We start from the raw sequence: 15,665 nt of genomic DNA, 5'->3' as shown, positions 1-15,665 counted from the left end.
GCTCGTGTCACCCTGCCTCGGGGTGCGTTTTTTTCCATCATGACAGGTTTTTAGCAAAAGGCGAGAGGCTTGCTGATGCGACGAACCGCCGGTGTCCAAGCGGCAACAGCCATTGCCCAGTGCGCCGCGGCGGTCTAAGCCTTGGGCCAAGTGTTGCAAGGAGTGCCAATGACCACCGATGCCATCGCCCTGAGCGCCGATCTGATCCGCTGCCCCTCGGTTACCCCCGAAGAGGGCGGCGCGCTGGTTCTGCTCGGCGAGCTGCTGAGCGAGGCGGGCTTTGACTGCACCCGCGTGGACCGCGCGGGCACGCCCAACCTGTTTGCGCGTTGGGGCGAAAAGGGGGCTGCGCGCAGCTTTGGGTTCAACGGCCATACCGATGTGGTCCCGACAGGCGATACCGCAGCCTGGAGCCGCGATCCCTTCGGCGGCGAGATCGAAGAGGGAATCCTTTGGGGGCGCGGTGCGCAGGATATGAAAACCGCCGTGGCCGCCTTTGCCGCCGCCGCGATAGATCACGTGCGTGACACGCCGCCCGACGGGGCCATCGTGCTTGCGATCACGGGTGACGAGGAAGGGCCGGGCCGTGATGGCACCCGCGCCTTGCTCGATTACATGGCCGATCAGGGCGAGGCGATGTCGGTGTGTCTTGTGGGAGAGCCGACCTGCCCCGAGGTGATGGGCGAAATGATCAAGATCGGGCGGCGCGGCTCGCTGACATTTCGCATCGAGGCGCAGGGTCGGCAGGGCCACGCAGCCTATCCGCATCGCGCGCTGAACCCCCTGCATGCGCTGGTGGATCTGCTGGGCCAGATGACCGCCGAGCCCCTCGATACCGGCACCGCGCATTTCCAGCCCTCGACGCTGCAAGTCACCACGATTGATTGCGGCAATCCGGCCAATAACGTGATCCCGGCCCGCGCCACGGCCACCGTGAATATCCGTTTCAACGATGCCCATAGCGGCGCATCGCTGATCAAATGGGCCAGCGATCTGGCCCAAACCATCGCGCGCGAAAGCGGTGTTACCCTCACGCTCACCCCCGATATCTCGGGCGAGAGCTTTCTGACGCTGCCCGGACCTTTCGTCGATCTGGTCGCACAGGCGGTCGCGGACGAGACCGGGACGGTGCCTGAACTGTCCACCTCGGGCGGCACCTCGGATGCGCGCTTCATCAAGGATCACTGCCCGGTCGTCGAATTCGGTCTTGTGGGCGACCGAATGCACCAGATCGACGAGCAGGTCCCGATCGCGCAGATCGCGACGCTCAAACAGATCTATGCCCGCATATTGAAGGACTATTTCGCATGATCATTGAACAGGTTACCGATTTCGCGCCCTGCCATGCGCTGCGCCGGGCGGTCTTCATCGAAGAGCAAGGCATCGCAGAGCCCGACGAATGGGATGATCTCGACGTCGATGCCATCCATCTTCTCGCGCATGAGGAGGACACGCCTCTGGGGACCGCCCGGCTGATCCGCGTGGGCGAGACCGGCAAGATCGGTCGGATCTGCGTTGTCCGTGAGGCACGTGGCACCGGGCTTGGCGCGGCGCTCGTTCGGGAAAGCTGTGCACGGCTGCGCGAGATCGGCTGCACACGCGCCTATCTCTCGGCGCAGTGCTATGCGATTGGATTTTACGAACGTCTGGGCTTTGCGGCTTATGGCGCGGAATATGACGATGCCGGGATCGCGCATAAGGACATGGAAATGGCGCTCTGATCTTCCTCTTGATGTAAATATCCCGGGGGAGACAGGCAAAGCCACAGGCTTTGACGGGCGGGGGCAGCGCCCCTCTGTTTTCTGACTCTTTATCCCCTCCGGCCACCGGGGGGCGTCCACTTCCTCGCGTGACGCCCCGCGTCCCCCATGTTAGGCACAAGCATGAACAACGCCTCCCAGACCCCCTCGCGCCAGCAGATCCTCGACTGGCTCAATGACAATCCCGGCCATAGCGCCAAGCGCGATATCGCGCGGGCTTTCGGCGTGAAAGGCCCTGCGAAGATTGAGCTGAAGCGGATCTTGCGCGAGATGCAGGCCGAGGGTCTGATCGAGAAACGTGCCCGGAAATTCCACGACCCCAACAGCCTGCCGCCGGTGACAGTGCTGCGGATGCTGCGCGAAGATGCGTCTGGCGATCAATGGGCCGAGCCTGCCGAATGGGAGGGCGAGGGCGCTGCGCCTTCGGTTCTGTTCATCCCGAAGAAGGGCGAGCCTGCGCTGGCCGAGGGCGACCGCATCCTTGGCCGCCTGACCCCGGTCGAGGATGAAAGCTACGCCTATCAGGCCCGGATGATCCGCAAGATCGGCGAGGCCGCACATCGTGTTGTGGGGATCTTCCGCAAATCCGCCGAGGGCGGGCGGATCATGCCCATCGACAAGGGGATCTCGAATGAGTGGCAGGTGCCGGCCGCCGCGACGCTTGATGCGAAGGACGGTGAGCTGGTCGAGGCCGAGCAGACCGGCCCGCGTGGTCGCATGGGGCTGCCCAAGGCCCGCGTGATCGAGGTTTTGGGCGATCCGTCCGCGCCGCGCGCCGTGTCCTTGATCGCGATCCACCAGCACGGCATTCCCGATGATTTCCCCGATGCGGTCGTGGCCGAGGCCGATGCCGCCCGACCCGCCAAGCTTGAGGGGCGAGAGGATCTGACCGATCTCAACTTCGTCACCATCGACCCGGCGGATGCGCGTGACCGCGATGACGCGGTGCTGGTGCTGCCTGATGACGACCCCAAGAACGCAGGCGGCCATCACCTTTGGGTCGCGATTGCGGATGTCGCCCATTACGTCACGCCGGGCTCTGAGCTGGATCGCGAGGCGCGCAAGCGCGGCAATTCCAGCTATTTCCCGGATCGCGTCGTGCCGATGCTGCCCGACAGCCTGTCCGGCGACCTGTGCTCGCTGCATGAGAATGTGGACCGCGCGGTTTTGGCGGTGAAAATGACCATCGACGCGCAGGGGCGCAAGATCGCGCATCGCTTCACGCGTGGCATGATCCGCTCCATCGCCTCGCTGGAATACGGTCAGGTTCAGGACGCGCAGGACGGCAATCCCGACGAGAAAACCGAGGATCTGGTCGAGCCGGTGATCGCGCCGATCTACGCCTGTTATCAAAGCCTGCTGAAGGCGCGTGCGCAGCGCCAGCCGTTGGAGTTGGACCTGCCGGAGCGCCAGATCGTGTTGGGCGATGATGGCAAGGTCGCCTCGATCCGGTTCAAGCAACGCCTTGATGCGCATAAGCTGATCGAGGAATTCATGGTTCTGGCCAATGTGGCCGCCGCCGAAGAGCTGGAGCGCCTCAAGCGCCCGCTGCTTTACCGCGTCCACGAAGAGCCCAGCCTCGATAAGATCGAAGCCCTGCGCGAAGTGGCGCAGGCCTCGGGCTTCACGCTGGCCAAGGGGCAGGTGCTCAAGACCGCGCATCTCAACAATCTGCTGGCGCAATCCGAGGGCAGCGAGTTCGACGAGCTGTTGAACATCACTACGCTGCGCTCGATGACGCAGGCCTATTACCACCCGCAAAATTACGGCCATTTCGGCCTTGCGCTGCGCTCCTACGCGCATTTCACCTCGCCGATCCGGCGCTATTCAGACCTGATCGTGCACCGCGCGCTGATTGCGGGGCATCGCTGGGGCAAGGATGGGCTGAGCGAGTGGGATATCGAGAATCTCGAGGACACGGCCAAGCAGATTTCCGATACCGAGCGGCGCTCCATGGTGGCCGAGCGCGACACGACCGATCGCTACCTTGCGGCGTATCTGAGCGACCGCGTGGGCTCTGAATTCACGGGGCGGATCGCGGGGGTGCAGAAATTCGGCGCTTTCGTGAAGCTTGACGAGACCGGCGCCGACGGGCTGATCCCGATCCGCGAGATCGGGCGCGAGTTCTTCCACTATGACCGCGAGGCGCAAGAGTTGGTCGGCGCGGAGAGCGGGCTCACCATCGCGCCGGGCCTGCGGGTGACCGTGCGGCTGGCCGAGGCTGTGCCGGTAACCGGCGGGCTGGTGCTGGAACTGCTCGATGTCGATGGCAAGGCAATGCCCAAGGGCCGTCGTCACAAGGGCAAACGCCCGGGCACGCGCCCGCCGCGCAAACCTGCGCGCGGGGCGGCGAAGAAAAAGGCCATCGCGCGCAAGGTCAAGCGCACGCGCAAACCCTAAAGCATCCACTCAATCGGCAGGCGCTGCACGATGGCAAGCGCCAGCCGGTGGGTCCATGGCACGCCCGGTTCCTTGTGCAATTCGGGCTGTCCCGGGCGCGACCAGCGCAGACGTTGGGTGCGCGTCATACGCACCCGCCACGACCGCTCGGGGACGGAATTGCGGAAACTGTCGGAGATCTCCGAGGCAATTTCGGGCGCTGAAATCACCAGCCCCAGCTCGGTATTGAGCCGCATTGAGCGCGGGTCGAAATTGAACGATCCGATGAAGACCCGCGCGCGGTCGACGGCAAACACCTTGGCATGCAGCTTGTTGCGTGAAAACGGCGAGGTGCCGCGCACCGATGTGCCCAGAAACTGCCGTGGCCGCATGCCGCGGGGCCGCCGTGCGTTGGCATCAGGCGCGAATTCATAGAGCTCCAGCCCCGCGCGCAGCAGCGCCCGCCGCCGATGGGCATAACCGGAATGGACAATGGGCACATCGGTGGCCGCGTAGGAATTCGTCAGCACCTTGATCTGCACGCCGCTGCGCGCGATTCGGCGCAAGAAGCGCACACCCGCCCGTCCCGGCACGAGATAAGGCGTGATCAGCACCAATTCACGCTCTGGCTGCCCGAGCGCCCGGATCAGGTAGTGCCACAGCAATTTGCGCCCGCGCAGACGCCCGATGATCTTGCCGGGGTCGTCATAAATTACCTGTGCCTCGGCTTGGATCACCTCTTCATCAGAGCCGAGGATTCGGTTGCAATGATCGGGTGCGCGCAGCAATTTGGCATAGCTGCTGGCTTCGGGTTCTGACAGCCGCAACGCCTCGGCCTTGACGATCGCCTCGGCGGCTTCTGGTGTGCACCCGCCTAGGATCAGCGCCGCCGGAATGGCCAGATCCGCGTTCCAATACAGATCGAACTGGGTGCAGATCCGGGGCAGGACCGGCCCCGCGATGGCGGCGTCGAGATCCATATAGAGCCCGCTTTCCGACAACCCGTCGAAATAATCATCCCCGATATTGCGCCCGCCGAGGATCGCGATCCGGCCATCGACGATCATCGATTTGTTGTGCATCCGGCGATTGAGCCTGCGAAAATCCGTGAGATAGCCCAGAAACCGCGCGGTGCGGATCGGGAAGGGGTTGAAGAGCCGCACCTCGACCCCTTCGAGCTGATGGAGGGCTGCCAGCGTGCGATCCATGCCAGCGGTGCCGTTGTCGTCGATCAGCAGCCGGACCCGAACCCCGCGCGCGGCGGCCTGTCGGATCGCATCCAGCAAGATCGCCCCCGACGTGTCATTCTGCCAAATGTAATATTGCAGATCGAGCGAGACCTCTGCCGCGGCGATCAGTTCCAATCGGGCGGCCAGCGCATCAATCGGGTCGGCAAGCATCTGGATGGCACATTTTTCCGCAGGTGCAGCTTTGAGCCGCGCATCGAGCGCTCGCGCGATGGCTCCGGTCTGAGGCGCCATGAGGACCTGCGAGCGGGGGAAGGGGCCTTTGGGGCGACGGTGAGAGAGACGCGCGACGATCAATACCAAGGCGATCAGGCCAACCAAGCCCGCAAGAAAACCCAACAGGGCCAGATGGATCAGCTCTCTTTCCATGTCCTGCGCAGTGTAGAGGGTTATCGATTTTGGGAAAGAGCCTCTGGCCGATCCGCGGCGATTCTCTGATGTAACCCCGCAACGGCCCAAGCGGTTCCAAGCGGCGAGTTATGACATTTCTGCATAGCAGCATGAACTGGACAGTACAGGGTGTTTTGGCCTATCTCGCTGCCCGGGAGCCACGATATTTTTGGAGAGATCATGAAACGCACCATGCAATGGGGTGCCCTTGCCCTGCTGACGATCATCACGCCCGGCCTCGCTGCTGCTGGCACTGTTGAAAAGCTCAAGCTTGGTGAGACCAAGGTCCTCGCCAACTATATCGGCGGTGATTGCAACGCACCCGCTCCGAGCTTCCAGGCGATCAAAGATTACCTGCCCGACTCGAAGCTCGTGACCTATTCGGATGGCGGCGTCGGCCCGTTCGAAAGCAAGCGCTGCGGTGGCACCATCGAGGGGCGTCAGGTCCTCGCAACCGGCGTTGAAGCCGGCACCGAGATCCGCACCTTCCAAGCCAGCCGCATTGGCGTGAAAGTTTACTGATAGCGCAGCGATGCGCCGCTAGAATGTGAAAGGCCGGAGCAGATCGCTCCGGCCTTTTTGCTGTTCAGGGGGCGCCGCATTGCTGCGGCGCAAAGGGCGCGCTGCCTCAGCCGATGGCTGCGGCGCGCACGTCCTCGTCGATGAAGGGCACGTATTGTGCGAAGTTGTCCGAGAACATCTGCACGAGTTTCGCGGCCTGCGCGTCGTAGGCGTCGCGATCATCCCAAGTGCGGCGCGGATCAAGCAACACATCCGAGACGCCCGGCACTTCGACCGGCACTTCGAAGCCGAAATTGGCATCCTTGCGGAACTCGGCATTGTGCAGCGAGCCATCGAGCGCTGCGGTCAGGAGCGCGCGGGTGGCGCGGATCGGCATCCGCGAGCCGGTGCCAAACGCACCGCCGGTCCAGCCGGTATTGACGAGCCAGCACGACGAGCCATGGGCACGGATCTTTTCTTGCAGCAGCTTGCCATAGACCTCGGGGCGGCGCGGCATGAAGGGCGCACCAAAGCAGGTCGAGAAGGTCGGGACCGGCTCGATCACCCCCATCTCGGTCCCCGGCGTCTTTGAGGTGAAGCCCGACAGGAAGTGATACATCGCCTGAGCCGGGGTCAGCCGCGCGATCGGAGGCAGCACGCCGAATGCATCACAGGTCAGCATGATGACATTCTTGGGGTGGCCGCCAAGCGCATTGTCCGAGGCGTTCGAGATATAGTGCAGCGGGTAGGCGCAGCGCATGTTCTCGGTGATCGAGCTGTCGGTGAAATCCAACTCTTTGGTTTCGGGGTCGAACACCATGTTCTCGACGACGGTGCCGAACATCGAGCAGGTCGCGTAGATCTCGGGCTCGGCCTCTTTGCTCAGATTGATCGTCTTGGCGTAGCAGCCGCCTTCGAAGTTGAAGATGCCTTTCTCGGACCAGCCGTGCTCGTCATCGCCGATCAGGATGCGCGAGGGATCGGCCGACAGCGTGGTTTTGCCGGTACCCGACAGGCCGAAGAACACAGCCGCATCATCGGGATCGTCGATCGCATGGTTGGCCGAGCAATGCATCGCCATGACATCCTTGCCGGGCAGGATGTAGTTGAGCAGCGTGAACACGCCTTTCTTGTTCTCGCCCGCATAGGCGGTGTTGCCGATCAGGATCACCTTCTTGTCGAAGTTGAACGCGATCACGGTTTCCGAGCGGCAGCCGTGGCGCGCGGGATCGGCCTTGAAGCTCGGGCAGTTGATGATCGTCCATTCGGGGTCGAAGCTGTCGAGCTCTGCGCGCTCGGGGCGGCGCAGCATCGTGCGCAGGAACAGCGCGTGCCATGCCAGCTCGGCGACGAGGCGTACATCCAGGCGATGGGCCGGGTCCGATCCGGCATAGAGATCTTCGACGAACATGTCGCGGCCCTGAAGATGGGCGAGCATGTCCGCATGCAGAAGGTCAAAGGCCTCGGGGGACATCGGGTTGTTGTTGTCCCACCAGACGGTGTCTTCAACCGACGGGGTCCGCACGATGTGCTTGTCCTTGGGCGAGCGACCGGTATGGGCGCCCGTGGTGCAGTAAAATGCGCCCCCCTTGCCCAGCGTTCCCTCTCCGCGCTTGATTGCCTCTTCGATCAGGGCTGGTTCCAGCAGGTTATAATAGACCGTCCCCAGACCTTCGATCCCTTGGGCTTCAAGGCGCTTTGCTGGGTTTACATGTCCATTGTTCATCTGTCGCTCCCGATGCCGTCATGCGGCGTATCTTGGGTTCCTCTCGGCACCTCGGGGCCTCGAGATGCCGATCAGGGTAGAGAAACTGCCCCGATGAATGGGCTATAGCATGACAATTTTGACAAGGAACAGAAAGCTTGCCGTCGTTAGCGCAACCATTTTCGGGGTTAGCGCCACCATCGCGAATTCTTGCGCAAAGGTGAGGCAAATTAGTCAAACCTTTGAGATTTTCCGCTCTGATGATTCGGGAATTATACGTGATTCGCACATCTTGGTTGATTTGCCGGACCCAAATGCAGATGATGTGTCTAACAACAAAAGAACAGCTATGAGGGGTAAGGGCATGTCAAGGATCGCTTTGGTTGACGATGACCGCAATATCTTGACCTCGGTGTCGATGACGCTTGAGGCGGAGGGATACGACGTCGAAACCTATAATGACGGTCAGGCCGCTTTCGATGCATTCAGCAAGCGCCTGCCGGATATGGCGGTTCTGGATATCAAGATGCCACGGATGGACGGGATGGAGCTGTTGCAAAAGCTGCGCCTGAAAACCGCGATGCCGATTATTTTCCTGACCTCCAAGGATGACGAAATCGACGAGGTGCTCGGCCTGCGGATGGGCGCCGATGATTACGTGAAAAAGCCGTTCTCGCAGCGCCTTTTGGTAGAGCGGATCCGGGCGCTCTTGCGTCGTCAGGAAGCGATCAGCACCGGGGAAGTCGCCACGACCGAAGAAAACAAGGTTATGGTGCGCGGCGCGCTTGAGATGGATCCCCTGCGCCATGCCGTGACTTGGAAGGGCAAGGACGTGACGCTGACCGTGACGGAGTTTTTGCTGTTGCAGGCGCTCGCCCAACGTCCCGGTTTCGTCAAATCCCGCGATCAGCTGATGGATGTGGCCTATGACGATCAGGTCTATGTCGATGATCGCACGATCGACAGTCATATCAAACGCTTGCGGAAAAAGATGCGCACGGCCGATGACGAGTTTTCGGCCATCGAGACGCTTTATGGCATCGGCTACCGCTATAACGAAGAGTGACCCGTACCAGCCATGAGCATCGCGGGGAGGATTGGATTGGGACGGTCGCGCAGGACCAAAGGCAGGCCGACGAAGGCAGGCACTGACGTCATCTTCGGTGAAGATTGGGTCGGGCCTGAGGATGGTGTCGATGAGGACCTGCGGCTCGGTCGTGCCCGCCGTGGGATGATCGCGCTCAACCGCTCGCCGCTTGCCCGCAAGATCATTATCTTCAATTTGCTCGCGATGGTCGTGCTTGTGGTGGGTGTGCTCTATCTCAACCCGTTTCGCGACACATTGGTGATGCAGCGCGAAGCAGGCCTCGTGAATGAGGCGCAGCTCGCAGCCGACGTTTTCGAGGCACAGCTGCCTGCCGGTGCACCGGTCAATCTGGCGGCGGGCGATGGGATTGACCCTGCCGCGACGATTGCGGGCATCCAGCTGCCAGATGGCTCAAATCTCTACCTCTTTGATCCCAGTGCGGCGCTGATCGGCACGTCCACCATGGGAAAGCGCGCCCCGGCAGAGCAGGTCGAGGGGCTTGAATTGGACCGCCGCACCACGATCCTCACCGATTTTCTCGGAAAGATCTGGGGGACCATGTCGCGGGTGATCGCGCGCTCGGGCGATAACGCGACGGTCAATCCGCTTGAGACCGTGCGCCAGATCGTTCCCAGCGCGCTTGCGGGCAAAACGCAGATCCTGTCGCAAAAGAACGCGGCGGGGGCCACGATTTTCGCCGTGGCCACGCCCGTGCGGCAAGGCGACCGGGTCGTTGGCGTACTTGGCCTGACCTCGGTGGCCGGTCAGATCGACGCACTCGTCGCGATTGAGCGCGAGCAGGTGCTGCAGATGTTTGTCATCGCGATCATCGTCTCGATTGGCCTCAGCCTTGTTCTGGCCTCGACCATCGCGAATCCGCTCTCTGATCTGGCCGCTGCCGCCGAAATCGGACGCGAGAAGAACGCCCGCAAAATGGCCCCGGCGCGCGTGCGCATTCCCGATCTGACCGCGCGTCCCGACGAAATCGGGCGGCTGTCGGGGGCGATGCGCGGCATGGTGGCGGCACTCTATGACCGGATCGACGCCAACGAACAGTTCGCCGCCGATGTGAGCCACGAGATCAAGAACCCGCTGGCCAGCCTGCGCTCTGCCGTCTCTTCGCTGCGCATGGTCAAGAAGGAAGAGCATCGCGACAAGCTTCTGGATGTCATCGACCATGACGTGCGGCGGCTGGACCGGCTGGTCAGCGACATCTCCAACGCCTCGCGGCTCGACAGCGAGCTGGTGAAGGAAGAGGAAGAGCAGTTCGATTTGGTGAAGATGGTGGGCAACCTGACGGAGTATCTCGGTCAGGAGGCGCGCAAGAAGGGCGTCGAGTTCATCACCGATCTGCCCAAGCATCCGGTTGAGATTTCGGGGCTGGAGGCGCGGCTCGCGCAGGTCTTCGTCAATCTGATAACCAACGCGACCTCGTTCTGCGAGGATGGCGATGCGGTGCGCGTCTGGGCACGGCGGCGCGACAATCGGGTGCTCGTCGTGGTGGAGGATACCGGCCCCGGCATTCCGCAAGAGGCGTTGAGCAAGGTCTTCAAGCGGTTCTACTCGGAACGCCCCGAGGGTCAGTTCGGCGATCACTCCGGCCTTGGCCTTGCGATCTCCAAGCAGATCATCGAGGCACATGGTGGCGTGATCTGGGCCGAGAATATCCGCCCGACCGATGCCGATCTGACGTCCGACCCGCTGGGAGCACGTTTCGTCGTCGGCCTCCCGGTCTGATCCTGTGACCGTCCCGTTGCTCAACCGCAGCGAAAATATCCACGCCACCGCGGTGGCGCTCGATGCCGAGCGCGGTGTGCTGATCCGTGGTGCCTCGGGCAGCGGAAAGTCTCAACTCGCCCTGCGTCTTATGGCTTTTGGTGCGCGGCTGGTCTCGGATGACCGCACCGATCTGCGCAGCGATGACGCGGGGCAGTTGATCGCAAGCGCGCCGCCCGAGCTTGCCGGGCGGATCGAGGCGCGCGGCGTTGGCATCCTGCGCGCCGATGCCTTGTCGCAGGCGCGCGTCACGCTCTGCGTCGACTTGGACCGGATCGAGGATCAGCGCCTCCCACCCTATCGAAAAGACAGGGTGCTTGGCGTTGCGCTGCCCCTTGTGCTGCAATTGCAAAATGGCCATCTTGACGTGGCAATATTGCAATTCTTGAAAGAAGGCCGATGGGCGTGACCCGATCCGATCCGGCGACACAGCAAGAAGGTCAGCGAGTGGTGCTCGTCTCTGGCCCGTCTGGGGCTGGGCGCACGACGGCGATTGGCGCGCTTGAGGATCTGGGCTACGAGCCGATTATCAACCTGCCGTTGAGCCTGATCCCGCGCCTGCTTTCGGGCCATATCGGTCACCCGGTCGCGCTTGGGGTCGATGTGCGCGGGCGGGATTTCTCCGCCGCCGCCCTGATCGAGCTGATCGACACTTTGACCCGCGAGCCCGATCTCAACCTTGAGCTGCTCTATCTCGACGCGCGCGAAGACGTTCTCGTGCGGCGCTACTCCGAGACCCGGCGGCGGCATCCGCTGTCGCCCGATGCCCCGCCCGGATCGGGTATCGCGCAGGAGGTCGATATCCTCGCGCCGATCAAGCTGCGCGCCGATGTGCTGATCGACACCTCCGAGATGAGCCCGCACGACCTGCGCGCCGAGCTGGGGCGCTTTTTCGACACTGGGCGCATCGAGCGGCTGGCGGTTTCGGTTCATTCCTTCAGCTACAAGCGCGGTGTGCCGCGCGGGATTGATCTGATGTTCGATTGCCGTTTTCTGGCCAATCCCCATTGGGACCCGGCGCTGCGCCCGCTCGATGGGCGCGACGCGGCGGTGGCGACCCATGTTGAGAGCGACCCGCGCTATGCGGAATTCTACGCCAAGGTGATGGATCTCTTGCTGTTTCTCCTCCCGGCCTATGTCGCGGAAGGCAAGGCGCATCTTTCGGTGGGATTTGGATGTACCGGTGGGCAACACCGCTCTGTTATGATGACTGAAACAGTCACCAAAGCGCTTGCAGAGGCCGGTTGGCAGGTGTCTAAGCGCCATAGAGAGCTAGAACGAAAATCGCCCGACGGGGCTGCATCGAAGATGGAGGCAGGCGCGTGATCGGGATCGTGATCGTCGCACATGGAGGGCTGGCACGCGAATATCTCGCCGCCGTTGAGCATGTTGTGGGGCCGCAAGACGGTATCCGGGCCATCACCATCGAAGACGATCACGACCGCGCCGGGAAACAAGCCGAAATTCGCGATGCCGCCGATGATGTCGATCTGGGCGAAGGGGTGGTCGTGGTCACCGATATGTTCGGAGGCTCTCCCTCGAACCTGTCGCTCAAGGCCTGCGAGCAGAACGGGCGCGAGATCATCTACGGCGCGAACCTCCCCCTGCTGATCAAGCTCGCCAAATCCCGCAGCCTCGATGTGCACGCGGCGGTCGAAGCGGCGCTTGATGCGGGGCGCAAGTACATCAACAGTTACACCGTGAAGAAGGCGAATGCCAAATGTCCGTGACCCGAACGCTTGAGATCGTGAACGAGAAGGGTCTTCACGCACGTGCATCGGCCCGCTTTGTCGAGGTTGTTGAGGATCACGACGCCTCTGCGCTGGTCGCTAAGGACGGGCAGTCGGTTTCGGGTGACTCGATCATGGGGCTTTTGATGTTGGCAGCCTCGCGCGGAACCACTATTGAAGTCACGACACGCGGGGCCGATGCCGAAACGCTTGCCGATGCCCTAGAGGCTCTGGTGAAGGACAAGTTCGGCGAAGGCATGTAACCCGCACGGAACCGAGAGGTCCATATCGTGGATGAGCATGTCGAGATCGCCGCAGCTCAAGCGCAATCGAAGGCCTACGACAAGCGCAGGCTGTCCTATGCCGGCACGTTTTCGAACCCTTTCAAAGTGGGAACGATCCGCGCGCTGGAATGGGTGACTGCCAAGACGCGCCTGCTGCGGCTCATTCGCAAATTCGAAAAACGCGGCGCACCGGTCGGGCAGGAGTTCTGGCCGCAGGCGCTCGACATCATGGGGATCGATGTCACGACTCCGCCCGAGCAAATCGCCCGGATCCCCAAGACCGGCCCGCTGGTCGTGGTGGCCAATCACCCGCATGGGCTCGTCGATGGCATGGTGCTGGCCTATCTGATCGGTCAGGTGCGCGATGACTACCTGATCCTGACCCGTTCCTTGCTGACCGGCATTCCCGAGATCGAGCAATATATGCTCCCCGTGCCGTTCCCGCATGAGGCAAACGCCCGCGAAGACAGTCTCAAGATGCGCGCGGCCTGCATGGCGCAGCTGCGGCGTGGCGGGGTCGTGGTGCTGTTTCCGGCTGGGCAAGTCGCGCATTCCGCGACGCTTTTCGGCCCCGTGATCGAGCAGGAATGGAACCCGTTCACCGCAAAGATGCTGGCCCGCTCCGGCGCCAGCGTGGTGCCGATCCATTTCCCGGGCTGCAACTCGCGGGCCTACCAGATCGCCAACCGGCTCAGCGCGACCGTGCGTCAGGGGCTGTTGCTCTATGAAATCCGGCGCGCGCTCAACAAGCCGCAGCATCCAGTGATTGGCCGGGCGAAAACGGCTGAGGAGATCGCGGAGCCACTTAAAAACCCGCGCAAATTCCTGGCCGATCTGCGGGAAGAGACCCTCAAGCTTTAACTCGGGTCCTCCGCTTGGTCGAAATATCTCGGGGGTGACTTCGGCACAGCCGAAGAGGGGGCAGAGCCCCCTTCGCGCCGCCAGCGCTCAGCGCGTCGGCACCGGCGTCTCGCCGCGATAGTCGTAAAAGCCGCGCCCGGATTTGCGGCCCAGCCAGCCAGCTTCGACATATTTCGTCAGAAGTGGGCAGGGGCGGTATTTGGTGTCGGCCAGACCGTCATGCAGCACGTTCATGATCGCAAGGCAGGTGTCGAGCCCGATGAAATCCGCAAGCTCCAGCGGCCCCATCGGGTGGTTCGCGCCCAGCTTCATCGATTCGTCGATCGAGCGGACATTGCCGACGCCTTCATAAAGCGTATAGACTGCCTCGTTGATCATCGGCATCAGGATCCGGTTGACGATGAAGGCGGGGAAATCCTCGGCGGAGGCAGAGGTCTTGCCAAGCTTTTCGACCACGCCCAGCAGCGTCTCGTAGGTTTCCTTGTCGGTCGCGATCCCGCGGATCAGCTCGACCAGTTGCATCACCGGCACCGGGTTCATGAAATGGAACCCCATGAACTTCTCGGGGCGGTCGGTGCGCGAGGCAAGACGGGTGATCGAGATCGACGAGGTGTTCGAAGTCAGGATCGTTTCGGGCTTGAGATGCGGCAGCAGCGCGTCGAAAATCTGCTGCTTGACGGTTTCGCGCTCTGTCGCGGCCTCGATCACCAGATCGGTCGGGCCGAGATCGGTCAGATCGGTCGTCGTCGAGATCCGCGCCATCGCGGCATCGCGGTCAGCTTGGCTGATCTTCTCGCGCGACCCCTGCCGGTCGAGATTTTTCCCGATCGTCGCAAGCGCCTTGTCGAGAGCTTTGCCATCAATGTCGTTGAGCAGGACTTCGAACCCCGCAAGCGCAAAGACATGGGCGATCCCGTTGCCCATCTGACCTGCACCCACGATGCCGACTTTCTCGATCGCCATATTCTGCCCTTTCTTACGTTTGACCCGACCATACGCCGCCAGCCGCCCCATGCAAGAGGCCCACGCCGACAGGGGGCATTTTATCAATAACTGTTTGGCAAGTCTTTCCCGGCACACTGCCATTGGGTGAGTCGAAAGGATAGGTGGGACGATGGCATTTGAATATGCAGGGGCTGGCGCGCTGGATTACTATCCGTGCCGATATGGAAAGTCGAAACTGCTGTTTCGCGGGCCACGGCGCTCGCTGAACGGATCATATGTGGCCGCAATCGGCGGCAGCGAAACCTATGGGAAATTCGTCTCAGAGCCATGGCCCGCCTTGCTCGAGCAGCGTATGGGCCTGCCGGTCGTTAATTTTGGCTACATGAATGCGGGCATCGATGTCTTCATGAACGAGCCGCAGGTGACTCAGGCCACGGATGCGGCGCAGTTCTCGGTCATACAGCTGACCGGCGCGCAAAATATGTCGAACCGCTTCTACGCGGTCCATCCGCGCCGCAATGATCGCTTCCTGCGCGCCTCAAAACTGATGCGCTCGATCTTTCGCGATATCGATTTCACGGAGTTCAATTTCACACGCCATATGCTGACGACGCTGAAGGTCCATGAGCCCGCGAAATTCGCCGCCCTGTCAGAGGAGTTGCGCCAGGCGTGGATGCAGCGCATGCAGGCGCTGCTGGAGCGGGTAGCGGGGCGCAAGGTGCTGCTCTGGCTAGGCGAGTATCGTGACCCCGATCATTGCGATCCGCTAGGCGCAGAGCCGTTTCTGATCACGCGCGCGATGATCGACGCCTTGCGGCCAATGGTCGATGAGGTGGTGCGCGTTGACCCTTCGGTTACGGCACGCAGCTCGGGCACCACGGGCATGCATTTCGGACAGATGGAAGAGCCCTCGGCTCTGATGATGCCTGGCCCCATGGTCCATGCCGAGATTGCCGAGGCGCTGGCCCCGGTGGCGCGGCGCATGCTCTAGGCGGCGCGC

At 62.3% G+C, this 15,665-nt stretch carries 15 protein-coding genes; 12 read left to right on the top strand and 3 right to left on the bottom strand.

What is annotated here, in order from left to right; all coding sequences use genetic code 11:
• Positions 1-168 precede the first annotated feature (168 nt).
• The 3 genes from dapE (at position 169) to rnr (ending at position 4,160) form a co-directional block, all read left to right on the top strand.
• A complete protein-coding gene (gene dapE / locus DL1_RS13470; RefSeq protein ID WP_038067197.1) occupies positions 169-1,311 on the top strand; it encodes a succinyl-diaminopimelate desuccinylase in 1,143 nt (380 codons plus the stop codon).
• A complete protein-coding gene (locus DL1_RS13465) occupies positions 1,308-1,721 on the top strand; it encodes a GNAT family N-acetyltransferase (protein ID WP_038067195.1) in 414 nt (137 codons plus the stop codon). The genes dapE and DL1_RS13465 overlap by 4 nt, the downstream gene beginning before the upstream one ends.
• A 162-nt stretch (positions 1,722-1,883) precedes the next feature.
• Entirely contained in the window at positions 1,884-4,160 is a 2,277-nt protein-coding gene (gene rnr / locus DL1_RS13460) for a ribonuclease R (protein ID WP_038067193.1), read from the top strand.
• On the opposite strand, the gene DL1_RS13455 is transcribed toward rnr, so the two are convergent.
• Entirely contained in the window at positions 4,157-5,755 is a 1,599-nt protein-coding gene (locus tag DL1_RS13455; RefSeq protein WP_051693555.1) for a phospholipase D-like domain-containing protein, read from the bottom strand. The genes rnr and DL1_RS13455 overlap by 4 nt on opposite strands.
• A gap of 201 nt (positions 5,756-5,956) precedes the next feature.
• On the opposite strand from DL1_RS13455, the gene DL1_RS13450 reads away from it, so the two are divergent.
• The gene (locus tag DL1_RS13450; protein ID WP_051693554.1) at positions 5,957-6,298 is read left to right on the top strand and encodes a hypothetical protein; all 342 of its coding nucleotides are present in this window, start codon (positions 5,957-5,959) and stop codon (positions 6,296-6,298) included.
• Between the two features lie 106 nt (positions 6,299-6,404).
• Here DL1_RS13450 and DL1_RS13445 read toward each other — a convergent pair whose 3' ends face one another.
• A complete protein-coding gene (locus DL1_RS13445; protein WP_038067190.1) occupies positions 6,405-8,003 on the bottom strand; it encodes a phosphoenolpyruvate carboxykinase in 1,599 nt (532 codons plus the stop codon).
• 343 nt (positions 8,004-8,346) lie between these two features.
• Between DL1_RS13445 and DL1_RS13440 the strand changes: the two genes are divergently transcribed.
• Genes DL1_RS13440 through DL1_RS13410 form a run of 7 tightly spaced genes read left to right on the top strand, consistent with a single transcriptional unit; the run spans position 8,347 to position 13,720 of the window.
• Entirely contained in the window at positions 8,347-9,048 is a 702-nt protein-coding gene (locus DL1_RS13440; RefSeq protein ID WP_038067188.1) for a response regulator transcription factor, read from the top strand.
• A 12-nt stretch (positions 9,049-9,060) separates the two neighbouring features.
• Positions 9,061-10,806, top strand: coding sequence for a sensor histidine kinase (locus DL1_RS13435; RefSeq protein ID WP_038067186.1), 1,746 nt, complete (start codon positions 9,061-9,063; stop codon positions 10,804-10,806).
• Positions 10,807-10,810: 4 nt separating this feature from the next.
• Positions 10,811-11,254, top strand: a complete 444-nt coding sequence (locus DL1_RS13430; protein ID WP_245739562.1) for an HPr kinase/phosphorylase — start codon at positions 10,811-10,813, stop codon at positions 11,252-11,254.
• Complete coding sequence (rapZ, locus tag DL1_RS13425) at positions 11,245-12,171, top strand: RNase adapter RapZ (RefSeq protein ID WP_051693553.1); 927 nt, start codon at positions 11,245-11,247, stop codon at positions 12,169-12,171. Before DL1_RS13430 ends, rapZ begins: the two co-directional genes overlap by 10 nt.
• Entirely contained in the window at positions 12,168-12,575 is a 408-nt protein-coding gene (locus tag DL1_RS13420) for a PTS sugar transporter subunit IIA (RefSeq protein WP_038067184.1), read from the top strand. The genes rapZ and DL1_RS13420 overlap by 4 nt, the downstream gene beginning before the upstream one ends.
• On the top strand, positions 12,566-12,838 hold the full coding sequence (locus DL1_RS13415) for an HPr family phosphocarrier protein (RefSeq protein ID WP_038067180.1): 273 nt from the start codon (positions 12,566-12,568) through the stop codon (positions 12,836-12,838). The genes DL1_RS13420 and DL1_RS13415 overlap by 10 nt, the downstream gene beginning before the upstream one ends.
• A 27-nt stretch (positions 12,839-12,865) precedes the next feature.
• A complete protein-coding gene (locus tag DL1_RS13410; RefSeq protein WP_051693552.1) occupies positions 12,866-13,720 on the top strand; it encodes a lysophospholipid acyltransferase family protein in 855 nt (284 codons plus the stop codon).
• Between the two features lie 87 nt (positions 13,721-13,807).
• On the opposite strand, the gene DL1_RS13405 is transcribed toward DL1_RS13410, so the two are convergent.
• Positions 13,808-14,683, bottom strand: a complete 876-nt coding sequence (locus DL1_RS13405) for a 3-hydroxybutyryl-CoA dehydrogenase (RefSeq protein ID WP_038067178.1) — start codon at positions 14,681-14,683, stop codon at positions 13,808-13,810.
• A 151-nt stretch (positions 14,684-14,834) separates the two neighbouring features.
• Here DL1_RS13405 and DL1_RS13400 point away from each other — a divergent pair, with 151 nt between their 5' ends.
• Positions 14,835-15,656 carry a DUF6473 family protein gene (locus DL1_RS13400; protein WP_038067176.1) on the top strand — a complete coding sequence of 274 codons (822 nt, stop codon included), beginning with the start codon at positions 14,835-14,837 and terminating at the stop codon, positions 15,654-15,656.
• Positions 15,657-15,665 lie beyond the last annotated feature (9 nt).

Origin of the sequence: Thioclava dalianensis, assembly GCF_000715505.1 — a bacterium.
Classification (GTDB): domain Bacteria; phylum Pseudomonadota; class Alphaproteobacteria; order Rhodobacterales; family Rhodobacteraceae; genus Thioclava; species Thioclava dalianensis.
The sequence above is the reverse complement of the archived record's forward strand: the minus strand, read 5'-3'. Positions and strand labels throughout refer to the sequence as shown.